The organism is Sodalis sp. RH15, assembly GCF_047324255.1.
Lineage (GTDB): Bacteria > Pseudomonadota > Gammaproteobacteria > Enterobacterales > Enterobacteriaceae > Acerihabitans > Acerihabitans ligni.
Map to the genome: position 1 here is coordinate 2,215,601 of NZ_CP178738.1, position 24,083 is coordinate 2,239,683.

Below are 24,083 nucleotides of genomic sequence, written 5' to 3' on the forward strand. Positions count from 1 at the left end.
AACCACGTGTTATATAAGGATATTCATAAGCCTTTATTAACGGTTGGTTTACAATTGGAGGTCATTTTGTCATCAACCCTAAAGAAAATTGTCATCATCGGCGGCGGCGCCGGCGGGCTGGAGCTGGCCACCCGCCTGGGTAATACCCTTGGCCGCAAGCGTCGGGCACAGATTACCCTGGTGGATCGCAATCACAGCCATTTATGGAAACCCCTGTTGCATGAGGTGGCCACCGGTTCGCTGGATGAAGGCGTCGACGCCATCAGCTATCTAGCCCATGCCCATAACCATCATTTTCATTTTCAGATGGGCAGCCTGAGCGACATCGACCGCGGCGAAAAAAAGGTTCAGCTGGATGCTATCCGCGACAGCGCCGGCGAACTGCTGGTGCCGGCGCGGCATCTCTCCTATGACATACTGGTCATGGCGCTGGGCAGCGTATCCAATGATTTCGGCACCGAAGGCGTGAAGGAACATTGCATTTTCCTGGATAATCCGGTGGAGGCTCAGCGTTTCCATCACCGGATGCTGAATTTGTTTTTACGGCACTCAACCCGATCCAACGACGATGAACGAGTCAATATCGCCATTGTCGGCGGCGGCGCCACCGGCGTGGAACTGTCGGCGGAGTTGCACAATGCCGTACAGGAATTGCACAGCTACGGTTTTGAGGGCGTCGATAACCAGGCGCTGAATGTCACCCTTGTCGAAGCCGGGGAACGTATATTGCCGGCTCTGCCGGTACGTATCTCTTCATCCGCCCATCAGGAGCTGACGAAAATGGGCGTACGGGTGCTCACCGGCACGCTGGTGACCCGTGCCGCAGCGGACGGACTGACCACCAAAGAGGGCGAATTTATCCCGGCGGAGCTGATGGTATGGGCGGCCGGCATCAAGGCGCCGGATTTTATGAAGGATATCGCCGGACTGGAAACCAATCGCGCCAACCAGCTGATGGTGCATCCGACGCTGCAAACTACCCGGGATCCAATGATTTTCGCCATCGGCGATTGCGCCTCCTGTCCGCAGGGTTCCGGCCGGCTTGTGCCGCCGCGAGCCCAGGCGGCCCACCAGATGGCGACGCGGGCCTATGGCAATATTCTGGCGTTATTGAACGAAAAACCCCTGACGGCCTACGTTTACAAAGATCACGGCTCGCTGGTATCGCTTTCCCGGTTCAGCACCGTCGGCAGCCTGATGGGTAATTTAATGCGCGGTTCCATGATGATCGAAGGGCGCATCGCCCGGGCGGTCTATATCTCGCTGTACCGCATGCATCAGATTGCCCTGCACGGCCTGCTTAAAACCGGCCTGATGATGCTGGTGGGGCGTATCAACCGGGTCATCCGGCCGCATTTGAAACTGCATTAATGTCCCGGCCCTGCCGCAGGCAGGGCCAACACCACCTCGCAACGTCCCGATACCTACGGTGATGGCTACCCGCTGTCCGTCAAGCAATCTATGACGCCTTTGTCTTATTTTTCAGTATAAAGTGTTAATAAATCGATCGGAAGTGTTAAGAATTCTCTCAAAATTGGATTTATGACGGAGAAATGCACCATTTTCAGCCATCTGTCTTATTGCCACTCTTGACTCGCTTGGGCAGACTTCGCACTAACCGGGGTAATAATCGCGCATGTCGTCTCGGTCGGGTTGGGGTTGCCGTCAAAACATTATCCTCTGGCGCAGGCGCCCCGCTGTGTGAAGCTGCTCTCTCGCAGTGATGCGCGAATGTTGATTTAAGGAGAATTTTCCATGAATAAATCGATGTTAGCCGGCGTCGGCATAGGCGTAATAGCGGCTTCCGGCATTGCAGCGGTGGCCGGGTTGGACGTATTCTCCTCCGGCCCAAAATATGCGCAGGTGGTTACGGCGACGCCTATCAATGAAACCGTCAGGACTCCTCGTCAGCAGTGCCGTACCGTTGCCGTTACCCACCGGCGCCCGGTGCAGGATGAAAATAAAATCGCCGGGTCGCTCATCGGCGCGGTAGCGGGGGGGGTGCTCGGGCATCAGTTCGGCGGCGGTCACGGCAGAAGCGTGACCACGGTTGCGGGCGCGCTGGCGGGCGGCTATGCCGGAAACCAGGTACAGGGCAGCCTGCAGAATAACGACACCTACACCACCAACCAGGAGCGGTGCCAGACGGTGTATGACAAATCGCAGAAACTGCTCGGTTACGATGTGACTTACAAAATTGGCGATCAAGAGGGCAAAATCCGCATGGATCGCGATCCCGGCACCAAGATACCCTTGGACAGACAAGGACGCCTGGATCTTAGCGGCAGCAACAGCGATAACAAGGCCTAAGCCGCCGGATCCATATGGCACGCCAGGCCCCGCCATCACCGGACGTGCCACGGCGTGTTAAAGGGAGACCGGGCCGATGGGGTCGAAACGGCTCAGGCCGGAAGCCGATGCTGATCCAAGCCTTCCAGCAGTTGATGCACATACTCCAGCCGGGCCGGACGACCCGGCAGCTCCTTAATAAACTTCAGCCGGGTCGGGCCGTCCAGCCGAAAGGTCTTCGGGTCGCGCTGCAACAAGCCAATCAAATATCCCGGATCGACGCAATTCTTCCCGCTGAACTCAATAAAGCCGCCCTTGTCATTGCCCTCGATACGCTTAATCCCGAGCTTGCGGGCACGCTGGCGCAGCACGGCAATATCCAGCAAATGACGGGCCGGATCGGGCAGCAGCCCGAACCTGTCTATAAGTTCAACCTTAAGCTCTTCAATCTCCTGCTTGTCCGGCGCGCTGGCGATGCGCTTATAAAAGGACAGCCGCGTATTCACGTCGGGAATATACTCTTCCGGCAACAGAGCCGGCATACGCAACTCCACGTCGGTCAATTCGCTGGTAAGATCCTCCAGCGACGGCTCCCGCCCGGCTTTCAAAGCCTCCACCGCGCTTTCCAGCAATTCCATATACAGCGAAAAGCCGATGGTCTCCAGTTGGCCGCTCTGATCTTCCCCCAACAGTTCCCCGGCGCCGCGGATCTCCAGATCATGGGTTGCCAAGGCGAATCCGGCGCCCAAATCTTCCAGTGAAGCGATGGCTTCCAGCCGTTTCAGCGCGTCCTGGCTCATGGCTTTCGGCGGCGGCGTAAGCAGGTAGGCATAAGCCTGATGATGGGAACGCCCGACCCGGCCGCGCAGCTGGTGAAGCTGCGCCAGGCCGAAATTGTCCGCCCGCTCGATAATAATGGTATTGGCATTGGCAATATCGATGCCGGTCTCAATGATGGTGGTACACACCAGCACATTAAAGCGCTGATGATGAAAATCGTTCATCACCCGCTCCAGATCGCGCTCCCGCATCTGCCCGTGGCCGATGGCTATCCGTGCTTCCGGCACCAGCTCCTGCAGGCGCCGGGTGGCTTTCTCGATATTTTCCACATCATTATAGAGATAGTACACCTGGCCGCCGCGCAGCACTTCCCGCAGGATGGCCTCACGCACCACCAGGCTGTCATACTCCCGGACAAACGTTTTTACCGCCAGGCGGCGCGCCGGCGGCGTGGCGATAATGGACAAATCGCGCATGCCGCTCATGGCCATATTCAGCGTGCGGGGAATAGGGGTGGCGGTCAGGGTCAAAATGTCCACATCGGCCCGCATCGCTTTGATGCGCTCCTTATGCCGCACCCCGAAGCGGTGCTCCTCATCCACAATCAGCAGGCCCAAATCCCGCCATTTGATATCGCTTTGCAGCAGCTTATGGGTGCCGATAAGAATATCCACCTTGCCGTCGGCGGTCAGCTCCAGCACCTGGGCCTGATCCTTGGCGCTGCGAAAGCGGGAGATCATCTCGATGCGTACCGGCCAGTTGGCGAAGCGATCGCGGAAATTATCGAAATGTTGCTGCGCCAGCAGGGTAGTGGGCACCAGGACGGCTACCTGTTTGTGATTCTCGATGGCCAGGAAGGCGGCGCGCATGGCCACTTCGGTTTTGCCGAAGCCGACATCGCCGCACACCAGGCGATCCATGGCCAGCGGGCGGCACATGTCGCTAAGCACCGCATTAATGGCCTGCGCCTGGTCGGGGGTGGGTTCAAAGGGGAAACCTTCGCAGAACAGCTGGTAATTTTCACGGTTGTGGCGAAAGGCAAAGCCGGTTTTCGCCGCGCGCTGAGCGTAAATATCCAGCAGTTCGGCCGCCACGTCCCGTACCCGCTCCGCCGCTTTTTGCCGGGCGCGCGACCAGGCATCGCCTCCCAGTTTGTGCAATGGGGCGTTTTCTTCCGAACCGCCCGCGTAGCGGCTGATCAAATGCAGCGACGAAACCGGCACGTAGAGCTTGTCATGGCCGGCATAAGTCAGAATCAGGTATTCCGCCTTGATGCCGCCGGCTTCAAGGGTAGTCATACCGGCGTAGCGGCCGACGCCGTGTTCAAGATGAACCACCGGCTGGCCGGGGTGCAGTTCCGCCAGATTGCGTATCAGCGTATCGGCATTGATGGTGCGGCGATTGTCCTGGCGCCGCCGGCTGACCCGTTCCCCCAGCAGATCCCCTTCGCAAATCAGGGCGCGGCGATGGTAATTATCGATAAAACCGCGCTCGCTGGCGCCGATGATCAGGTAATTCCCCGGCGTCTCGGCATTATCCAGCCGCTGGATTAAGCGGGGATTGAGTTTGATGCGGGCCAGTAGTTCCTGCAGGGTTTCCCGCCGCCCTTCGCTTTCCACCGAAAAAATCACCCGGCCGTCGAACTGCTCGCAAAACCGGCGCAGTTTATCCAGCGGGGCTTTGTTCTGCGCCTCAACCGCCAGGTCGGGCAGGGGGTGATAATCCAGATTGATATTGGCGGATTTCTCCGGCAGCTTGTCGCTGATAAGCTGTATCCGCGGCCAGTTTTTCAGTTCGCTGAACAAACTGTCCACCCGCAGCCATAATAACTCTGGCGCCACCAGCGGACGCATGGGATCCACGCCGCGGTTTTCGTAGCGCAACTGCACATCCTGCCAGAAACGGTTCGCGCCGGTATCCAAATCGCCGGTGTTGATAAGCAGCGTATTGGCCGGCAAATAACTGAACAGCGGCGGCAGCGGCTCGCTGAAAAACAGCGGCTGCCAGTATTCGATACCGGTGGGCAGCATACCTTTGCTCACCTGCTGGTAAATATGTTCGGCGTCCCGCCGTACCTCGAATTGTTCACGCCACTGGCTGCGAAACAGCTCAATGGCGGTTTTGTCGGTGGGAAATTCATGGGCCGGCAGCAGATTGATACTCTCCACCTCATGCAGGGTCCGCTGGCTATCCACGTCGAAAATGCGCAGGCTGTCGATTTCATCATCGAAAAAGTCAATACGATAGGGCTCTTCGCTGCCCATGGGATAGAGGTCGAGCAGGGCGCCCCGGGTGGCGAACTCTCCGTGCTCCATCACCTGGTCCACTCCCCGGTAGCCGGCCTGCTCCAGCTGGGCGCGCAGCCTGTCGCGGGACAGCCGCTGGCCCTTTTTCATCACCAGCGCATGCCCGTGCAGGAAGGAGTGCGGACATACCCGTTGCATCAGGGTATTGATCGGCAGGATAATAATTCCCCGCTCCATCGACGGCAGTTGGTATAATGTCGATAGCCGGTCGGAAATAATTTCCTGATGCGGTGAAAAATTGTCGTAAGGCAGCGTTTCCCAATCGGGCAGCGTAATCACCCTCTGGGCGGTAAACTGGCTGATTTCATCACGCAGCCGCAGGGCGTTTTGCACATCCGGCGCTATCAGCATGACCGGGCCGGGATAGCGATCGACAATGGCGGCGCATTCCACTGCGCAGGCCGCACCGGTGAGCTGACCCAATAAACGCTGTTCACCGGGGCGTACAGGTAAGGTATAACGATATTGTTCGGACATAAACAGTGGCTAAATCTCTTCTTTTACGTTTGGGGTGCGTTACGGGGCCTTTTCAGCACGGCCTGTGGCGAATCGGTTATGCAGTAAGCATGATGGCGTATGTTGAGTTGCCTAACAAGAATAAAAGCCGGTTATGGCGGCGGTTAATGGTTCCATAAAACGGTACGACCCTTTATTATCCTTGATCACTTTGCTTTGGCAACCGCATCCAAACGGAATTCAATGTATCAACCTGTCGCATTATATATCGGCCTGCGCTACATGCGCGGGCGGGCATCGGACCGATTCGGGCGCTTTGTCTCCTGGCTATCCACTATCGGCATCACCCTCGGCGTTATGGCGCTGGTCACCGTATTATCGGTGATGAACGGCTTTGAGCGCGAGCTCGAAGGCAATATTCTCGGCGTGATGCCCCATGCGCTTATTACCACGGCCGAAGGCTCGTTGGATCCTAAACGTATTCCGCCTTCAGCGCTAGAAAGACTTGCGGGTATAAGCCATATCGCTCCCCTCGTGACCGGCGACGTCGTGCTGCAAAGCGCGCGCAGCGTGGCGGTGGGGGTGATGCTGGGAGTCAATCCCGCGGACCCGGAACCTCTGGCCCGCTTTCTGGTGAACGTGCGGATGGATGCGCTTGCTCCCGGCGGTTACCAGGTGATCCTGGGAGAACAGCTGGCCGGCCAGCTCGGGGTGAAACGCGGCGATCGGCTGCGGCTGATGGTGCCGGGCGCCAGCCAGTTCACGCCGATGGGCCGCATTCCCAGCCAGCGTCTATTCACCGTTGCCGGCACCTTTAACGCCAATAGCGAAGTGGACGGTTACCAGCTCTTGACCAATCAGCAGGACGCCTCGCGCCTGATGCGCTATCCGGCCGGCAATATCACCGGCTGGCGCCTGTGGCTGAACAAGCCGCTGGACGTGGACGCCGTCAGCCGCCAGGCGATGCCGCCGGGCACGGTCTGGAAGGATTGGCGCGAACGCAAGGGAGAACTGTTCCAGGCGGTGCGCATGGAAAAAAACATGATGGGTTTGCTGCTCAGCCTGATTGTGGCGGTGGCGGCGTTTAATATCATCACCTCCCTGGGCTTGCTGGTGATGGAGAAACAGGGCGAAGTGGCGATATTGCAAACCCTAGGCCTAACCCGTCGCCAGGTGATGCTGGTGTTTATGGTCCAGGGCGCCGGCGCCGGTATCATCGGTGCGCTGCTGGGGACCGGGCTCGGGCTGTTGCTGGCCAGCCAGCTTAACAATCTGATGCCGGTGATCGGCACCTTCCTCGACGGCGCGCAGTTGCCGGTGGATATCGATTCCCTGCAGGTAGCCGTCATCGCCGTGCTGGCGATGGCGGTGGCGTTGCTGTCCACGCTTTATCCCTCCTGGCGCGCCGCCGCCGCTCATCCCGCCGAGGCTTTACGTTATGAATAGTGCTCCTTTGTTGCAGTGTAACAAGTTGAGTAAGCGTTATCAGGAAGGCAAGCTGTTTACCGATGTGCTGCGCGACGTGACCTTTTCCCTGCAGCCGGGAGAAATGATGGCCATCGTGGGCAGTTCCGGTTCCGGCAAAAGCACCTTGCTGCATATGCTGGGGGGATTGGACGAACCCACCTCCGGCGAGGTGATTTTCGAAGGGCGGCAGTTGAACAGCCTGTCGTCCCAGGCGCGGGCGGAGATCCGTAACCGCCGGCTGGGATTTATCTATCAGTTTCATCATCTGCTGCCGGATTTCACCGCTATGGAGAACATCGCCATGCCGCTGCTGATTGGCGGCACCTCTGCCCAAGAGGCGCGAGCCACGGCGCGTGAAATGCTGGCGTCGGTGGGGCTGGAGAAGCGAGGCCGGCACCGGCCGTCCGAGCTGTCCGGCGGCGAGCGCCAGCGGGTGGCCATTGCCCGCGCGCTGGTGAACCATCCGGCGCTGGTGCTGGCGGATGAGCCTACCGGGAATCTGGATCAGCGCACCGCCGACAGTATTTTTGAACTGCTGGGCGAACTGAATATGCGCCAGGGCACGGCGTTCCTGGTGGTTACCCATGACCTGCATCTGGCCCGGCGGTTGAATCGACAGCTTGAAATGCGCGACGGGCAGCTGTGGCAGGACGGCGAATTGCTGGGAGTGCGGGAATGATAGGTATCCCGCTTTCATTGACGATTGCGCTGCGTTTCAGCCGGGGAAGGCGGCGCGGGGGCATGGTCTCGCTGATTTCCATCATCTCCACCCTGGGCATTGCGCTGGGCGTGGCGGTGCTGATTATCGGCCTGAGCGCCATGAACGGTTTCGAACGGGAGCTGAACAACCGCATTCTGGCGGTAGTGCCCCATGGTGAAATCGAGCCGGTAAATCCGCCCTTCACCGATTGGCCGGCGATATTGACCCGTATCGAAAAGGTGCCTGGCATCGCCGCCGCGGCGCCCTATGTGAACTTTACCGGCCTGATTGAACGGGAGGACAAGCTGAAAGCCGTTCAGGTCAGGGGCGTCGATACCGCGCAGGAGGCCCGGTTAAGCGCGCTGCCGCAGTATGTACAGGGCGATGCCTGGCGGAATTTCAGCGCCGGTAAACAGCAGATCATTATCGGACAGGGGGTGGCGCAGGCTCTTAACGTCAAGCAGGGCGACTGGCTGACCATCATGATCCCCAACAGCGATCCGCAAATGAAGCTGCTGGAGCCCAAGCGCATCCGCCTGCAGGTGGAAGGTATCCTGGCCCTGAGCGGCCAGCTGGATCACAGCTTCGCCATGGTGCCGCTGGCGGATGCCCAGCAATATCTGGACATGGCGCAGGATGTCAGCGGCATCGCCATCAAGGTCAACAATCCCTTTATCGCCAATAAGCTGGTACGGGATGCCGGCGAAGTGACCCGCTCCTATGTCTACATCCGCAGCTGGATGGGTACTTACGGCTATATGTACCGGGATATCCAGATGATTCGCGCCATTATGTATCTGGCCATGGTGCTGGTTATCGGCGTAGCCTGTTTTAATATTGTCTCCACGCTGGTGATGGCGGTTAAGGATAAAAGCGAAGATATTGCCATATTGCGAACGCTGGGGGCCAAAGACCGGCTCACCCGTGCTATTTTTATCTGGTACGGTCTGTTGGCAGGACTGACGGGAAGCGTGAGCGGCGTGGTGGTAGGGGTATTGGTGGCGTTGAATCTGACGGGACTGGTCAAGGGCATTGAATCGCTGCTGGGCCATAATCTGCTTTCCGGCGATATTTATTATATCGATTTTTTGCCCACCGAGCTGCATTGGCTGGATGTGGCCAGCGTGCTGGGCACGGCATTGCTGCTCAGCCTGGTGGCAAGCTGGTATCCGGCCCGTCGCGCCAGCCGCATCGATCCGGCGCGGGTACTTAGCGGTCAGTAGTCATGCATTAAGGAACCACCAGCATGCGTATACATCGCCGGTTAATCCGGTTTCGTAAAAGTAAACGCCTCAGGCAGCAGCGATTGCGTTCGCGTATTTTTCATCGGGATACCATGGCGGTGACTAAAATGAAAAAACCTTTTGTGGTGGTTTTGACCGGGGCGGGAATCTCCGCGGAGTCCGGCATCCGGACGTTCCGCGCCGCCGACGGGTTATGGGAAGAGCACCACGTCGAGGATGTGGCTACCCCCGAAGGGTTCCAGCGCAACCCCCAATTGGTGCAGGCGTTTTATAATGCCCGCCGCCGTCAGCTGCAGCAGCCTGATATCGCCCCCAATGCCGCGCACCGGGCGCTGGCGGAGCTGGAACAGATCCTGGGGGATAATTTTCTGCTGGTAACGCAAAATATCGATAATTTACATGAACGGGCCGGCAGCCGGCGTATTATCCATATGCATGGCGAACTGCTTAAGGTGCGCTGTGTGCAAAGCGGGCAGATTGTGGAGTGGACCGACGACATCACCGAACAGGATCGCTGCCACTGCTGCCAGTTTCCCGCGGTATTACGTCCCCACGTGGTCTGGTTCGGCGAGATGCCGCTGGGTATGGAAGATATTTACGACGCGCTGGGTCGGGCGGATTATTTCCTGGCCATCGGCACGTCCGGCCATGTTTATCCGGCGGCGGGTTTTGTCCATGAGGCCCGCTTGAACGGTGCCCGAACCGTAGAGCTCAATCTGGAACCGAGCCAGGTGGAAAGCCAGTTTGAAGAACATGTGTACGGTCCGGCCAGCCAATGCGTTCCGGCCTTTGTCAGTAAATTCATCAGCGGCTTCGTTGAACAGCGGGGCTAACTTGCGTCCGTCCGCCCGGGACGGACCGGTCTGCTTTGCCTGCCATTTCCCATTCGCTCTCCAGCATTCCCCTTCGCGCAAACAGCGGTTATTTCACCAAAATGTCATTACATAGTCGGTATCTTGCTAAGAAAAACGCAGCTTTAGGTTAAGTGGAAATACGCTATGCTAAAGCTATGCGCTTTTTTGCGACCAAAACAGTGAAAAATGACCTGACACAATATTTGAAGAATCATCGCTACCCATAATGGGTGTCGTAGATGCGACAGGCGGATAAAATGGATAAATTACTCGATCGTTTTTTAAATTATGTTTCCTTTGATACCCAATCCAAGCCGGGGGTTAAGCAGGTACCCAGTACCGACGGACAGTGGAAGCTGGCGCATGCCCTTGAAGAGGAACTGAATGTCCTTGGTTTTTCCCATGTGTCGCTAAGCGAGCACGGCTGCGTGATGGCTACGCTGCCGTCTAATGTCGCCTGGACGGTGCCCGTCATCGGTTTTATTTCCCACATGGATACCTCACCGGATTTTACCGCCAAGCATGTCAATCCGCAGATCGTTGAAAACTATCGCGGCGGGGATATTGCCCTGGGGAACGGAGACGAAATTCTTTCGCCGGTGATGTTCCCGGTGCTGCACCATTTATTGGGGCACAGCCTGGTCACCACCGACGGAAAAACACTGCTGGGGGCCGATGACAAAGCCGGTATTGCTGAAATCATCACCGCTATGGTCCGCCTCAAAACCAAACAGATTCCCCACGGCGATATCCGTATTGCCTTTACGCCCGACGAGGAAGTGGGCAAAGGCGCGCAGTTTTTCGATGTTGAGCGGTTCGGCGCCGAATGGGCATACACCATGGATGGCGGGGGCATCGGCGAACTGGAGTACGAGAATTTCAATGCCGCGTCGGTAGTGGTTAAAATCGTCGGTAATAACGTCCACCCCGGAACCGCCAAAGGCGTTATGGTAAACGCCTTATCCCTGGCAACCCGTTTCCATCAAAAAATGCCGGTGAATGAAACCCCTGAAACCACCGAGGGCTACCAAGGTTTTTATCATCTTCACAGCCTGAAGGGCTCGGTGGATCGGGCGGAAATGCACTATATCCTGCGTGATTTCGACAGGCAGAGTTTTGCCGCTCGCAAGCAGTTTATGATCGATACCGCCGAGGAAGTGGGGAAGGGACTGCATCCGGACTGCTACATTGAGCTTACCATCGAAGACAGTTACTACAATATGCATGAGCAGGTGGCGAAATATCCGCATATTATCGAGCTGGCCCAGCAGGCGATACGCGACAGCGGACTCGAACCGGTAATGAAGCCGATTCGCGGCGGTACCGACGGCGCGCAGCTGTCGTTTCGCGGATTGCCCTGCCCGAATGTGTTTACCGGCGGTTATAACTACCACGGCAAACATGAATTCGCTTCCCAGGACGGCATGGAAAAAGCGGTACAGGTGATCATGCGCATCGCGGAACTGAGCGCGCTGCGCTCCAAAAGCACCGGGCAAAAAAAGTAAGATCGAGTTGCAGCAAGCCGCGGCCTACACTGCCGCGGCTCGAAAGATGAAGGCATTGATAACCAATAGTTTTCGAGTTGCAGCAAGCGCAGCCAACACAGCTGCGGCTCGAAAGATGAAGGTTAGTTTTTGAAATACCAGTAGCCGCTATTGATAAGCGCTGTAAGCAGCGCCAGGAAAGAAGGATCTTCCAGCGCGTCGCCCAATTGACTTGCCGCCACCTGATAATCGCGGGCCAGGGCGGCCACCGCCGCTTGATGCGTGGTGACAATCTGTTCGCCGTTAACAAAAAATTCCGTGCCGACTTTTAATACCCGCAGGCCTCCCAGCCGTTGCAGGCTGTCCCCCTGTTGCAGCAGATCGTAAATTTCCCCTGCCTGATAAGGGGGCTCGGGCGGCGCCAGATCCAGTTCATGGCGGGATTGGGAAATAAACTCGCCGAACCAGTGGTTGAATTGCTCAGGCTGCTGTACCAGATCCGTCATCATGGCCCGCAGCGCGTCGATCTCTTCCGGCAATACCGCCGCCGGGTCTTCGCGCAAAGAGATGCCGGGATCGCTATAACGCTCACTGCCTAATTCCTGGGCCAGGACGTAATCCGCAAAGCCGCTCACCAGCTCGCGCCCGCTCGGCGCGCGGAAACCCACCGAATAATTCAGCGCATTTTCCAGCGAATAACCCTCATGGGGAAATCCCGGCGGAATATACAGTACGTCTCCAGGCTCCATTTCTTCATCGATAATGGCGTCAAAAGGTTCAATCTGAAGCAGATCGGGGTGCGGGCAGTGCTGCTTGAAGACCCCTTTATCACCCACGCGCCAATGACGGCGGCCGGTGCCCTGAATGATAAAAACATCGTATTGATCAAGATGGGGGCCCACGCCGCCGCCGGGAACGGCAAACGAGATCATCAGATCGTCGATACGCCAGTCGGGAAGCTGCCTGAAAGGGCGCAACAATGCGGCGGAAGGCTCATGCCAGTGGTCAACTGCCTGCACCAGCAGGGACCAGTTGGTCTCGCCAAGGTGATCGAAGCTTTCAAACGGACCATGGCTCACCTGCCAGCGGCCTTCATCATGGCTGACCAGGCGGCTATCGATCTCGGTTTCCATCGCCAGCCCGGCCAATTCATCCGGTGAAAGGGGATCGTGAAAATTTTTAAAGGCACGCTTAATAATGACGGGCCGTTTTTGCCAGTAGCGCTGTAAAAAGTCTTTCCAGTCAATATCGAGTTGATAATCCATAGCCTATTCCACCATAAGGGACCCTGAATGGATTATAACGGAAGCAGGCGGGATAAGGTGGGTAATTTATCTGATGGAGTGCATAAATCCGCTATAAAATAATCCGTTAGCTAATAAAAGCCTTAAAAGATTTTTATTTCAAACGCTCAATGGACGGGATTTTTCACAATAAGACCCCTTATCGGCGGGGGGGAGGGCTTAATCATCCTGATACCCCTGCTGGCGTTTGAATATCACTTCCACCAGGGCTCCGCCCAAGGCGCTTTCACCGACGATAATATCCCCCTCATACTGCTCCAGGATCTCCGCCGCCACGGATAATCCAAGGCCTTGCCCGGGCCGCAGGGTATCGGCGCGCTGGCCCCGCTGAAAAATCAGGGTACGTTTGGACGCGGGAATGCCGGGGCCATCGTCTTCGATGACCAGATGCAGCTGGTTTTCATTGGCGCGGGCGGTCACTTCGACGAATTCCAGACAATATTTGCAGGCATTGTCGAGGATATTGCCCATCACTTCCATGAAATCGTTTTTCTCGCCGATAAAGGTCAACTCGGGGGTAATATCCAGTGAAATCGAGACCCCTTTGCGCTGATAAACCTTGTTCAGAGCCGAACACAGGCTGTCAAGCAGAGCGGGAACCGAGTGCAGCTCGCGGCTCAGCACGTTGTGATCCGAATGCACGCTGGCACGATGCAGGTAATAGCCTATCTGCTGCGAAATCCGGCTGATTTGTTCGAGCATAATCGGCTCAACCAGCTCGATATTGGTCTCCCGTCCGGTGCGCAGCGATCGCAGGGTGGTTTGCAGCACTGCCAGCGGGGTCTTCAGGCTGTGGGTGAGATCGGAAAGGGTGGAGCGGTATTTCTGATAACGCTGACGCTCGTTATTCAATAGAATGTTCAGGTTGCGCACCAGGATGCCCAGCTCGCGGGGCGGGTTTTCATCCAGCCGATCCCGTTCTCCCGCCTCCAGCTCCCGCACCTGCTGCACCAGATCCTTGATGGGCCGTAAACTCCAGTGCGCCGCCAGCCACAGCAGCGGCACCACCAGCAGCAGGTTGGCCAGCAGCACATAGCTGAACCATTCCCACACCAGGTCGGTACGCTGCAGTTCATGGGGTATGGTATCCACAACCACGATGGTCAGCGGCGGCAGCCGTTCGGTAGCCGGATAGCGGTTGACCGCAACGGAGTGGGTCAGCGCATTGCTGTCGCTGCTGTCAAAGTCTTTCAGGCGATTCTGCGCGCTCGGATTGTCTCCCAGAACGGCGCTGCTGGTGCGGGTATCGGTATCCAGCTCGAAATAGCCGGTTTTCTGCAGCCAATCGGGTTTCAGCCTGGATTCCAGCGCCGGCACGTAGCGTTGACGCCAGAGGATATGCCCCTTCTCATCGTAGATCAGTACCAGGGCGGCGAAATTAATATCGATATTCGGCGGCACGGCAATGGTGAGGCGACTGTCTTTCCACTGGGCCAGGCTGAAAAAGAGATTGCTTTCTCCGCGCAATAAACGAAAAGATGTTTTATCAAAGCTCACGCTATAGCCGATGACCGCCACCATGCCATAACAGAGCGAAAGCGCCAGCACCACGCACGCTGTGGCTAATAGAAATCGGACACGAAGCGAAAAAGGCTTTTTATGATAATACGGGAAATGGGTCATAAAACTTAGTTAACATCAAAACGATAGCCTTGCCCGCGAACCGTCGTAATAACCTCATAAGGATAATCGGCCTGCATTTTTTTCCGCAAACGCCCCATGAGTACATCGATGGTATGGCTCTCGCGCAGTTCGGCGTCGGGATATAGCTGCAGCATCAGCGAATCCTTGCTGACGACTTTACCGGCATTTCGAATCAACGTTTCTATAATGGTGTATTCGAAAGCCGTCAGCTTGATATGCTCGCTGTTAATCATCAGCTCGCGCCGGGAAAGATCAATCTGGAACGGCGGCAACGTAATGACCTGCGATGCCAGGCCGCTATTGCGGCGCATCAGGGCCTGCATTCTGGCGACCACTTCCTCCAGATGAAATGGCTTCGTCACGTAGTCATCCGCGCCGGCTTCCAGCACCGTTACCTTATCCTGCCAGCCTTCCCGGGCGGTAAGAACCAGTATGGGGATTTTGACCTGATGCGAGCGCCAGCGGCGAATCAAGCTCAGACCGTCTTCATCGGGCAGGCCGAGATCGACAATGGCGATATCGGGCGGATGTTCATGTAAAAAATAGTCCGCCTCTCTGGCATCGGCGGCGGCATCGACCTGATGTCCCATTTCACGCATTTGTACCGTCAGGTGATGACGAAGAAGAGAATTGTCTTCTATAACCAGAACTCGCATCGCAACTCCTAAGTTAAAGCGCCAGTAACGGGACACTGAAGACCCGCCTCTGTAAACTTGTAAAAACAATCCCCTGAGCAATCCGGACGTCTTTAACGAGAGTATCCCAGAGCATGGCTAAACTGTCCTTAAACGGAGCTTTAACCGGAGCGGGTAAAAAAGGTGAAGTCGCAGCCGCATTTGGCTGATTATTTCAACTCGTCCACCAAGCCAACGGCGCGGCCGATATAATTGGCCGGCGTCAGGGCCTTGAGCCGGTTTTTTTCCTCTTCGGGCAAAGGCAGGCTGTCGATAAATACCTGGAAACCCGCGGCATCCACACGTTTACCCCGGGTCAGCTCCTTGAGCTTCTCATAGGGTTTTTCTATACCGTAACGGCGCATAACCGTTTGAATCGGCTCGGCCAGGACTTCCCAGTTCTGATCCAGCTCCGCCAGCAGGCGATCGCGGTTCACTTCCAGTTTGCTGACGCCCTTTAGCGTGGATTGGTAAGCGATAAGGGCATAGCCGATACCGACCCCTAAATTGCGCAGGACGGTGGAATCGGTGAGATCCCGCTGCCAGCGGGACACCGGCAGCTTCCCGGCCAGATGCCCCATAATGGCGTTGGCCATGCCCAGGTTGCCCTCCGAATTTTCAAAATCGATGGGATTGACCTTATGGGGCATGGTGGAGGAGCCGATTTCACCCGCGATGGTGCGCTGTTTGAAATGATTCAGGGCGATATAACCCCAGATATCGCGATCGAAATCGATAAGGATGGTATTGAAGCGCGCCATGCAGTCGAACAGTTCGGCGATATAGTCATGAGGTTCGATTTGTGTGGTGTAGGGATTCCAATCTATGCCCAGCGAGTTGACGAAGGATTCGCTGAAACGGTGCCAATCCACCTCGGGATAGGCCACCATGTGGGCGTTATAGTTGCCTACGGCGCCGTTGATTTTCCCCAGGATCTCCACCTGCGACAGCTGCCTGTACTGGCGCTCCATGCGGTAGGCCACGTTGGCCATCTCTTTGCCGACGGTGGAAGGCGTGGCCGGCTGGCCGTGTGTGCGTGACAACAGCGGGATATCGCGATACTGGGCCGCCAGCGTCTTGATGCCGTCGATAATCTTTCGCCAGTAAGGCAGGATGACATCCTGGCGCGCGCTTTGCAGCATCAGCGCATGGGACAGGTTATTGATGTCTTCCGACGTGCAGGCGAAATGAATGAACTCGGTAACGGCATGAAGGGCCGGCACCGATGCCACGCGCTCTTTCAGAAAATATTCCACCGCCTTGACGTCATGATTGGTGGTGCGCTCGATGGTTTTAATCCGCGCGGCGTCCTCTTCGCTGAAATTGGCCGCCAGAGCGTCAAGGAAAGCGTTTGCTTCCGGGTCAAACGGGGGAACCTCTTTGATTTCAGCGCAAGCGGCCAGTTTTTGCAACCAGCGCACTTCCACCCGAACGCGGAATTTCAGCAGGCCATATTCACTGAAAATCCCGCGCAAGGCGCTGACTTTATCGCCGTAGCGTCCGTCTATGGGGGAAACGGCGGTCAGTGAGGATAATTCCATCGTTTGCGACTCCTGGAGAAGGTTAACATTGTGCAAGAATTTGCCGGGCCTGTTTAAACAGCCGGTTACGGCCGAACATCAATTGTAAACGGCCGCCTCCCACCTGTTGCCAGAGCACGGCGGAACGTATACCGGCCAATAACGCGGCGCGTATCTTAGCCTGTATCTGTGTGTTTTGCAGCATGGCCGGCGTGCCGGTCACCTGGATTCTGGGGCCAAGCGGGCTGATGATATCCACGTAGATCGCCGCCATGGCGCTGATTAATGTCTCTGATAATAATTCAAAATGTGTTAGCTGACGATCTAACTGGGTGATGCGCTTCGCCAGTTCATCAAGGGATTTTTTATTACCGTTCAGCTTGCGTTCGAGGACCATCAGACTGAGGGTATAGCGCGTCAATTCCGCGCCGGGCCCGGTGCGCGACGCATTCAGCATACCCAGCATCGATTCCAGCCCAAGCTTGAGATTCGCCGGCTGGTTGCCGTAAACGGCCAGGGTCGAGGCCGGATTGAGATCCAGCGTACTGCGCAGCGATACCTCGAGCATCCCATCGTCGCACTGTCCTTTATGGGCCAACTGCTGCACCAGCATGGCGCTTTGGCAGATGCCCGCCAATGCCAGCGTAATGTCAAAAAAATTCTTAGCCAAAGTTGCTCCTATACACGTCCCTGAGTAGGCAGAGGCAGCCTGGATTCAATGACTCCGCCGCCAAGACAATGCTCGCCGAGATAAAAAACCGCGGACTGCCCGGGCGTCACCGCCGCCACCGGCCGATCGAAGGTGACCTTGACCCGGCCGTCGGTTTGGGATTGCACCAGGCAGGGTATATCCTGCTGGCGGTAACGGGTTTTCACCACGCAACGCAGCGTGCCGGTGAACGGGACCCTGTCGACCCAGTTCAGCTGGCCGGCCAGCAAACCCACCGACATCAGGCGGGGATGCTCATGGCCCTGGGCCACCACCAGGATATTATCGTCCATCAGCTTGTCCACCACGTACCAGGGCTCTTCATTGCCGTCTTTGGTGCCGCCGATGCCCAGTCCCTTGCGCTGTCCGAGGGTATGATACATCAAACCCTGGTGTTCGCCGACCGGCTGTCCGTCGGTGGTGATGATTTTACCCGGCTGCGCCGGCAAGTAGCGGGACAGAAACTCGCGAAATTTTCGTTCGCCGATAAAACAGATGCCGGTGGAGTCCTTTTTCCCGGCGGTGACCAGCCCCAGTTCGCCGGCAATCCGCCGTACTTCGGGTTTTTCCAGCTCTCCCACCGGGAACAGGCATTGCGCCAGCTGACCGTGGCTCAGGGTGTACAAGAAGTAGCTTTGATCTTTATTGTCATCCAGGCCGCGCAGCAGACGGCTTTTGCCGTCAACGTCCTGCCGGCGGACGTAATGGCCGGTGGCGATGAAATCCGCTCCCAGATCTTCGGCGGCGAATTCAAGAAACGCCTTGAATTTTATCTCCTTATTGCACAGCACATCGGGATTTGGCGTACGGCCCGCCTTGTATTCCGCCAAAAACAGCTCAAATACATTATCCCAATATTCCGCAGCGAAATTCACCGTGTGCAGCGGGATGCCCAATTTGTCGCAAACCGCCTGCGCATCCGCCAGGTCGCTGGCGGCGGTGCAATACTCCTCATTGTCGTCCTCCTCCCAATTTTTCATAAACAGCCCCTCCACCTGATAGCCCTGCTGTTGCAGCAGGTATGCGGATACAGATGAATCGACGCCGCCGGACATACCGACGATCACTTTGAGCTGGCTGTTTTCTGACATGGATTTCTCACGACCGGGAATCGCGCCGCCAAGGGCGCATTATAGCTGATAAACGCTGGATTTTATCACGACCGGGCATGGCCCCGCCACCTTAGTGTCGGTTGTTGCCGGTGGCGGAGCGGAGATTATAGCGGTAGCGGCCATTGGAACGCGTTAAGAACATCCAGGGGGTAACGCACGCCCTGCTGATAGCAAAGGATACTTTCCGCCACCAGGGGGGAACGTAATAGGTGCGAGTTCAGGATTTCATCCGCTTCAAGCCACAAACAGCGGTCAATATCATCGTCCTGGGGAATGGCGGTGAGCCGTTTTGGCAACTCTATGGCGAACAGAAAGCGTATGAAGGGGGTTTTGTCGGGAGCCATCCATTGATGAATACGCAATAATGATTGCGGTTGGGCATGGATACCCGCCTCTTCCCATAACTCCCTGGCCGCCGCCTGTATTACGGTTTCATCCGCTTCAAGATGGCCTGCCGGCTGATTCCAGCGGGGATTGCCGTGTATGGTTTCTTCCACAATCAGAAAATGATTTTCCGCCTGTACCACGCAAGCGACGGTGACATGAGGTTTAAACACTCGCACTCCTTAACAACAGGGGACTGCCTTATATCAGGTTAACCTGATAGCGCGGTTCATGGGGACGAGTCTATGGCGCTAAGGCTGAAACAGGCAAGGTAATGGTGTTATATCAGGCATGAATGTTAAAAACGAATCGCGTCATCAGTCTGTGCAACCACCGTCCTGTCTATCATTATACTGCAAATCGGCCCGGGAGGGAGGGAGGGATTTTACTCGCTATAATGGTAACGACCAATGCCCCGTAAGCGAAGTGATAGATAAAAGCGTCAGCACCAGTGAACAATCGCTTTTGAATTTACCGCCACTGATAACGTCGATTCAGATAGCAAGCGAAAGATATTCCGTCTCAACGTAGTAAAATAACGATGCCTCCCTATGCTGCAAATATTTATATTCAAGGGTTATCATCCAAGTTATACTGGCTTTAGGACTTTAAAAAATAGATAGATTATGCTTGAGCAAAAAATAATATTAACATACATTTATTTTTAATGAAATTAATTTAATAATTTCGATTCCAGCAGGAAAAATGGACTGACGTGTTAAAATAAATCCAAAGGAAGGAAAAATGAAATTTATCCAATTAACAGACTTTCATCTTTTTTCAAACCAAGAAAAGACAATGCATGGTTATTGTACCTATGAATGTTTAAAAATTGTCATAGACGCAATTCTGCAGAATGTAAATCTAAAGGCAGATGCAGTTTTTATCACGGGTGACATATCGGAAGACAGATCTATTGAGTCTTATGTGCTTGCCTTGAGTCAGGTGCAAAGGTTAAACCTGCCGATTTATTTTTTGGCGGGTAACCATGATAATAAAGAATGTATGGCATCGGTTTTCAATAAATCCAAACTTGTTTTTGCAACCAATGAATTTTCTTATGAGGATTGGATTTTTATCAAGGTAGATACCGTTCAGCAGGGTAAAGACAGCGGCTTTCTTTCCATTGAACAGAAAAATGCAATCGCGGACAGAATCGCGGCAGTGAAAAGCCAGAAAGTCGGATTATTTATGCACCATCATCCTATCCCGGTGGGCATCCCCTTGGTAGATAGCAGTAAGTTATTGAATAGCGAGAGCCTCCTAGACCTCCTTGTTAGCAGGAGTGAAATCAAGAGCGTCATCTGTGGCCACGCGCATACTCTGTTCACTAGAAAATATAATAAATGTACAATTGATGTATGTCCGGCAACGTGCTTTCAATGGAAATCAGGCGCCCAAACTTTGCTAACTGACAATAAAAGGGGTTATAAAGTACTGGATTTTTCATACGATTATCATTCTGAGACCTTTTTTGTATAGCTAATTTAAGGTGTTGATAGCAATATTAGAAATAAGGTTCGTATTAAGAGAAAATGATTTTTTAACGAAAATCTATTTCTCTTTCATTTTTTAATCAAATCAAAATGAAAGAGATATTTAACATCGGAGATACAACTTCTCCGAGGGGGCCATCGCGGCTTATGGACAAAGGAAGCACACATGGTCAGCCAGCCTGTTACCTGCCCGGCGGGATGAGCTTGCCAGCGACAATATTATATTTTTTTAACGCCGCGGCAAGCGGTACCATCCGTGCTACAATAAGGTCTATGCACCGAATAGGCTGAATACGATGTCATTCTTCTCTGATGTGCTTCAAAAAATTCAAAAGATGCCGACAAATATTGAATGTCCTATTTGCCATCAATCCTCCAAACAAGATTTCAATAAAATTTCGAAAGACAAGGTCATGATATGCCCGCATTGTCATTCCTATTTTCTTAAAAACCAAAAATCACCGCAAAAATCAGATGATTAAGCTTTATCCGCTGCGTTAATAAACGTGGCCGTGGGCCGCACAGCCAACTGGCGGCTGGACTGTGCCCCTGATTACGGCGCCCTGGCCCGCTTAGCGGATCTCGATTTTGTGAACGCCGTCTATGGACATGAGCTGGCTGTAGATATCCGCGGGTTTGTATTTGGCACGCAGCATGATTTCCATGGATAATTTACAGTCCTTGTTTTCGTTTTCATTGCGGGTCACGCTTGAACGCATGACCCGAATGCGAAGCTTACGCAGGGTTTGCATGGCCATATCCATGCTGGCGGGGGTTAACGACAGCATCAGCATATAGCGCTGCCCCATCAGGCGGGTGCTTAGCTGGCGAATGCCTTCCAGCACCAGCAGCGTCATAATGGTGCCGAATATGCCGATGACATAAAGGCCGCTGCCCACAATCAGTCCGATGGCCGCGGTGACCCACAGGCCCGCCGCCGTGGTCAGGCCCCGGACAAATTGCTTGTTCAGCATGATGGTGCCGGCGCCGAGAAAACCGATGCCGCTCACTACCTGGGCGGCAATCCGGCTGGGGTCGAGAGCTATGTTATGTTGCCCCAGGATATCGCCGAAACCGTATTTGGAGACGATCATAAACATCGTACTGCCGATACAGACCAATATATGGGTACGTAACCCCGCCTCTTTGGCCCGAAGCTGTCGCTCCACGCCGATCAACGCTCCCAATGCGCCGGCCAGGGCAATACGCAGCAGTAATTCAGTGTTCATCTCTCCATCCCCTCACGTTTGTTCATACCTCCGGGCCATATCCTGGCCGGTAGGGGTCAGTATCGATTGTTTTGACTCTATCTTCAATCATGGATGTTGATGAGAAAATGTTACAGCGAATGTTTTAATAATAGTTTAAATATGAAAAATAACTGTACGTTGGATAATCATTGTACGATTTATCGGCGGATCATCAGGCCGAAAAAATAATGTGTCATTTTAGTTTTTGGTATTATTAAAGGCTAAAGAATGTAAATAAAAAACCACTTTTTGCATATTCTCTTTCATCCTGTCATCCACCATGTCAGGAAAAAAAGGCATATGGATTTTATTGTTAAAAAAACGGTAATTTTTTGCTAAAAATCACTCTATTTAAAATTAACAATGACGATATAAATTTCCTTGGTTTGGTGCGGTTTGAGGACCGTTGCATGGATGGGGGAGAAAAAGAAGACCTATCAGTTTTATTTATCTATTTCCCTTGATAAAGCCGCTTACAAAGACGGGCTATTATACTACGTATTTTGAGCTAATTATTTACCCAACCGCTACGTTTTCTTCGCCCGGACGACACTGGCTTATTAAATCGGGGCCGTTGAGCAAGAGCATAGCTATTATATGTAGTAGATAAGTTGGAGAATAACCATGAAATTGTTACCCTTCCTTTTCACAGCAATATTGGGCGGCATGTCTTTTGCCGCGCTGGCGTCCCAGCAAATAGACCAGGCGGAAGCTGCCGCGCATCAGCAGATAGGCAGCATCTCCGTCTCAGGCGTGCGGGGCTCTACCGACGACGCCGTGAGGGCGTTGGCCCGTAAAGCCGATGAACAGAACGCGCCTTATTATCGGGTGATTGAGGTAGCGAACCCCGGTAATTCCAGTGCCTGGTTAGGCAATGCTGATATTTATCGGTAAATATTACCGATAAGAATACCCGTAAATACTTTTCATTAACGTCTGTAGATTTAAAGATGAAATTCCTTGGCAATCGCCGGCGCTCTGCAAAAACGCCGGCGGTTGGTCAATAAGAGGGTGGTATAATAAATTATATTAAAAAAGTAGTGCTAGATATATTTAAAAGCGGCAGCGGCCTTTAAGTGTATTGGTGATCTAATTTCATTATAAAAAACCGGTAATGCCATTATTCAGCTATGGATCGCGTACCGCAAAATCTTTACGCCATCCGTGTCCATTCCACTGGCTTGACCGGGGCCACAGGTCCGGTATCTGCTTCTCCCGTTATAGCTCCTGTCCGCTATGGAATGCCGCACCGGTATGCGTCCGTGTACCGGGCAGGGCTAAACTGTAGCAAAGTGTATGGAAGTATAATCAAATAGCATCACCTTATTTCAAAAAGTCATCTTTTCGGGTTATGTTTGCTTCACCTTTTACGAAAAATGCTGGTAAAAATGCCTATCGCCTTGTTACTGCATGTGGACATTCCCATGTCTTTTCGCGCCGGTTTTGAGCAAGCCGGTTTTCTCCTGCGTCCGGCCCTGCGGGAAAACGATCGCAGCCCGATTTTACCTGACGGAGATGCCGATGAGATTCAGGGACTGCTGACCATCGGTTCCATTGGCCTGCAAGCCGAGGATATGGATGCGTTTCCCAATTTGCGGATAATCTGCTGCCAGGGCGCGGGATTCGAGAAAATCGATCTTGATGCCGCCCGCGCCAGAGGCATTATGGTGACCAATGGCACCGGCACCAACGATACCTCGGTGGCGGATCATGGGGTGGCGCTCATTGCCGCCGTGGCCAGGAATATCGTGAGTCTCGATAAGGCGGTGCGCCGCGGGGAATGGCAGCAACTAAGGCAGATCCGACCGCAGCTTACCGGCAAGCGCCTGGGCGTATTGGGCTTGGGAAATATCGGTTTGAAAATCGCCGAACGCTGCTCCGCGGGATTCGGCATGCAGGTGGCTTACCATAACCGGCGGCCACGGGCCGGCAGCGACCTGCGTTATTGCGGCTCGTTGGAGGAATTGGCGCAGTGGGCGGATTTCCTGGTGGTCGCCACCCCCGGCGGTGGACAGACGCGGCATCTCATTAACAAGCAGGTGCTGGCATCGCTGGGGCCGGAGGGCTTTTTGGTCAACATTTCCCGCGGCAGCGTGGTGGATACCGATGCGCTGATTGAGAGCCTCCAGCAGCGAGCCATCGCCGGCGCCGCGCTGGATGTGCTGGAGGATGAGCCGAAGGTGCCGCAGGCTCTGCTGCAGCTGGATAACGTTATTCTGACGCCCCATGTGGCGGGGCGTTCGCCGGAAGCCAGGGCGGCCGTGTTCCAGCGGGTATTGGAGAATCTGACCCGTTATTTTGCCGGGCAGCCGGTGCTGACTCCGGTACCGGGCATGGATAACGCTTGAGCCACGGGTGTCTGTCGATGAATGGCGGCAAAGATGTGCATCGATGCCGGGCAATGGTCTCG

Annotated in this window: 20 protein-coding genes; 11 read left to right on the top strand and 9 right to left on the bottom strand. The window is 54.7% G+C overall.

Going from position 1 to position 24,083, the window contains the following annotated elements; all coding sequences use genetic code 11:
- Positions 1–66: 66 nt before the first annotated feature.
- Together ACL2XO_RS10360 and ACL2XO_RS10365 are read left to right on the top strand one after the other, a co-directional pair.
- Entirely contained in the window at positions 67–1,371 is a 1,305-nt protein-coding gene (locus ACL2XO_RS10360) for an NAD(P)/FAD-dependent oxidoreductase (RefSeq protein WP_413742645.1), read from the top strand.
- 384 nt (positions 1,372–1,755) lie between these two features.
- Entirely contained in the window at positions 1,756–2,310 is a 555-nt protein-coding gene (locus ACL2XO_RS10365) for a glycine zipper 2TM domain-containing protein (RefSeq protein WP_132922473.1), read from the top strand.
- A 92-nt stretch (positions 2,311–2,402) separates the two neighbouring features.
- Here the strand turns inward: ACL2XO_RS10365 and mfd are convergent, their stop codons facing one another.
- Entirely contained in the window at positions 2,403–5,852 is a 3,450-nt protein-coding gene (mfd, locus tag ACL2XO_RS10370) for a transcription-repair coupling factor (protein ID WP_413723853.1), read from the bottom strand.
- Between the two features lie 222 nt (positions 5,853–6,074).
- Here mfd and lolC point away from each other — a divergent pair, with 222 nt between their 5' ends.
- The 5 genes from lolC to pepT all read left to right on the top strand — a co-directional run bounded on the left by lolC (position 6,075) and on the right by pepT (position 11,601).
- Positions 6,075–7,277, top strand: a complete 1,203-nt coding sequence (gene lolC / locus ACL2XO_RS10375) for a lipoprotein-releasing ABC transporter permease subunit LolC (RefSeq protein ID WP_132922471.1) — start codon at positions 6,075–6,077, stop codon at positions 7,275–7,277.
- A complete protein-coding gene (gene lolD, locus ACL2XO_RS10380) occupies positions 7,270–7,977 on the top strand; it encodes a lipoprotein-releasing ABC transporter ATP-binding protein LolD (protein ID WP_132922470.1) in 708 nt (235 codons plus the stop codon). The genes lolC and lolD overlap by 8 nt, the downstream gene beginning before the upstream one ends.
- Positions 7,977–9,221: a lipoprotein-releasing ABC transporter permease subunit LolE gene (gene lolE / locus ACL2XO_RS10385; protein ID WP_165934280.1), complete on the top strand. Its 1,245-nt coding sequence runs from the start codon at positions 7,977–7,979 to the stop codon at positions 9,219–9,221. Before lolD ends, lolE begins: the two co-directional genes overlap by 1 nt.
- Before the next feature lie 23 nt (positions 9,222–9,244).
- On the top strand, positions 9,245–10,075 hold the full coding sequence (gene cobB / locus ACL2XO_RS10390) for a Sir2 family NAD+-dependent deacetylase (RefSeq protein WP_132922468.1): 831 nt from the start codon (positions 9,245–9,247) through the stop codon (positions 10,073–10,075).
- A 278-nt stretch (positions 10,076–10,353) separates the two neighbouring features.
- Positions 10,354–11,601, top strand: a complete 1,248-nt coding sequence (pepT, locus tag ACL2XO_RS10395) for a peptidase T (RefSeq protein WP_203522123.1) — start codon at positions 10,354–10,356, stop codon at positions 11,599–11,601.
- A gap of 122 nt (positions 11,602–11,723) precedes the next feature.
- Here the strand turns inward: pepT and ACL2XO_RS10400 are convergent, their stop codons facing one another.
- From ACL2XO_RS10400 to ACL2XO_RS10430, 7 genes are all read right to left on the bottom strand, one after another.
- Positions 11,724–12,845, bottom strand: a complete 1,122-nt coding sequence (locus ACL2XO_RS10400; RefSeq protein WP_132922466.1) for a cupin domain-containing protein — start codon at positions 12,843–12,845, stop codon at positions 11,724–11,726.
- Positions 12,846–13,043: 198 nt separating this feature from the next.
- On the bottom strand, positions 13,044–14,507 hold the full coding sequence (gene phoQ, locus ACL2XO_RS10405; RefSeq protein ID WP_132922465.1) for a two-component system sensor histidine kinase PhoQ: 1,464 nt from the start codon (positions 14,505–14,507) through the stop codon (positions 13,044–13,046).
- Between the two features lie 5 nt (positions 14,508–14,512).
- Positions 14,513–15,184, bottom strand: a complete 672-nt coding sequence (gene phoP / locus ACL2XO_RS10410; RefSeq protein ID WP_132922464.1) for a two-component system response regulator PhoP — start codon at positions 15,182–15,184, stop codon at positions 14,513–14,515.
- 188 nt (positions 15,185–15,372) lie between these two features.
- Positions 15,373–16,743 (bottom strand): adenylosuccinate lyase, encoded by a 1,371-nt coding sequence (gene purB / locus ACL2XO_RS10415; RefSeq protein WP_132922463.1) that lies wholly within the window; start codon positions 16,741–16,743, stop codon positions 15,373–15,375.
- 22 nt (positions 16,744–16,765) lie between these two features.
- Positions 16,766–17,392, bottom strand: a complete 627-nt coding sequence (hflD, locus tag ACL2XO_RS10420) for a high frequency lysogenization protein HflD (RefSeq protein ID WP_413742646.1) — start codon at positions 17,390–17,392, stop codon at positions 16,766–16,768.
- A gap of 8 nt (positions 17,393–17,400) precedes the next feature.
- Complete coding sequence (mnmA, locus tag ACL2XO_RS10425) at positions 17,401–18,522, bottom strand: tRNA 2-thiouridine(34) synthase MnmA (RefSeq protein WP_132922461.1); 1,122 nt, start codon at positions 18,520–18,522, stop codon at positions 17,401–17,403.
- Positions 18,523–18,647: 125 nt separating this feature from the next.
- Entirely contained in the window at positions 18,648–19,100 is a 453-nt protein-coding gene (locus ACL2XO_RS10430; protein ID WP_413723855.1) for an NUDIX domain-containing protein, read from the bottom strand.
- Between the two features lie 571 nt (positions 19,101–19,671).
- Here ACL2XO_RS10430 and ACL2XO_RS10435 point away from each other — a divergent pair.
- Positions 19,672–20,409: a metallophosphoesterase gene (locus ACL2XO_RS10435; protein ID WP_413723857.1), complete on the top strand. Its 738-nt coding sequence runs from the start codon at positions 19,672–19,674 to the stop codon at positions 20,407–20,409.
- Between the two features lie 310 nt (positions 20,410–20,719).
- Entirely contained in the window at positions 20,720–20,905 is a 186-nt protein-coding gene (locus ACL2XO_RS10440; RefSeq protein ID WP_213085628.1) for a YnfU family zinc-binding protein, read from the top strand.
- A 90-nt stretch (positions 20,906–20,995) separates the two neighbouring features.
- On the opposite strand, the gene ACL2XO_RS10445 is transcribed toward ACL2XO_RS10440, so the two are convergent.
- Entirely contained in the window at positions 20,996–21,652 is a 657-nt protein-coding gene (locus ACL2XO_RS10445) for an MgtC/SapB family protein (RefSeq protein ID WP_203522121.1), read from the bottom strand.
- 645 nt (positions 21,653–22,297) lie between these two features.
- Between ACL2XO_RS10445 and ACL2XO_RS10450 the strand changes: the two genes are divergently transcribed.
- Positions 22,298–22,567 (top strand): DUF1471 domain-containing protein, encoded by a 270-nt coding sequence (locus tag ACL2XO_RS10450; protein ID WP_413742647.1) that lies wholly within the window; start codon positions 22,298–22,300, stop codon positions 22,565–22,567.
- Between the two features lie 494 nt (positions 22,568–23,061).
- Positions 23,062–24,021, top strand: a complete 960-nt coding sequence (locus ACL2XO_RS10455) for a 2-hydroxyacid dehydrogenase (protein ID WP_203522120.1) — start codon at positions 23,062–23,064, stop codon at positions 24,019–24,021.
- Positions 24,022–24,083 lie beyond the last annotated feature (62 nt).

What these genes read in the sequence shown, in the direction of transcription:
- phoP (WP_132922464.1), bottom strand. Translation starts at nt 15,184, where the DNA reads ATGCGAGTTCTGGTTATAGAAGACAATTCTCTTCTTCGTCATCACCTG.
- mfd (WP_413723853.1), bottom strand. Translation starts at nt 5,852, where the DNA reads ATGTCCGAACAATATCGTTATACCTTACCTGTACGCCCCGGTGAACAG.
- ACL2XO_RS10365 (WP_132922473.1), top strand. Translation starts at nt 1,756, where the DNA reads ATGAATAAATCGATGTTAGCCGGCGTCGGCATAGGCGTAATAGCGGCT.
- mnmA (WP_132922461.1), bottom strand. Translation starts at nt 18,522, where the DNA reads ATGTCAGAAAACAGCCAGCTCAAAGTGATCGTCGGTATGTCCGGCGGC.
- phoQ (WP_132922465.1), bottom strand. Translation starts at nt 14,507, where the DNA reads ATGACCCATTTCCCGTATTATCATAAAAAGCCTTTTTCGCTTCGTGTC.
- lolC (WP_132922471.1), top strand. Translation starts at nt 6,075, where the DNA reads ATGTATCAACCTGTCGCATTATATATCGGCCTGCGCTACATGCGCGGG.
- purB (WP_132922463.1), bottom strand. Translation starts at nt 16,743, where the DNA reads ATGGAATTATCCTCACTGACCGCCGTTTCCCCCATAGACGGACGCTAC.
- cobB (WP_132922468.1), top strand. Translation starts at nt 9,245, where the DNA reads ATGCGTATACATCGCCGGTTAATCCGGTTTCGTAAAAGTAAACGCCTC.
- ACL2XO_RS10440 (WP_213085628.1), top strand. Translation starts at nt 20,720, where the DNA reads ATGTCATTCTTCTCTGATGTGCTTCAAAAAATTCAAAAGATGCCGACA.
- ACL2XO_RS10445 (WP_203522121.1), bottom strand. Translation starts at nt 21,652, where the DNA reads ATGAACACTGAATTACTGCTGCGTATTGCCCTGGCCGGCGCATTGGGA.
- lolD (WP_132922470.1), top strand. Translation starts at nt 7,270, where the DNA reads ATGAATAGTGCTCCTTTGTTGCAGTGTAACAAGTTGAGTAAGCGTTAT.
- pepT (WP_203522123.1), top strand. Translation starts at nt 10,354, where the DNA reads ATGGATAAATTACTCGATCGTTTTTTAAATTATGTTTCCTTTGATACC.
- ACL2XO_RS10450 (WP_413742647.1), top strand. Translation starts at nt 22,298, where the DNA reads ATGAAATTGTTACCCTTCCTTTTCACAGCAATATTGGGCGGCATGTCT.
- ACL2XO_RS10455 (WP_203522120.1), top strand. Translation starts at nt 23,062, where the DNA reads ATGCCTATCGCCTTGTTACTGCATGTGGACATTCCCATGTCTTTTCGC.
- ACL2XO_RS10400 (WP_132922466.1), bottom strand. Translation starts at nt 12,845, where the DNA reads ATGGATTATCAACTCGATATTGACTGGAAAGACTTTTTACAGCGCTAC.
- ACL2XO_RS10435 (WP_413723857.1), top strand. Translation starts at nt 19,672, where the DNA reads ATGAAATTTATCCAATTAACAGACTTTCATCTTTTTTCAAACCAAGAA.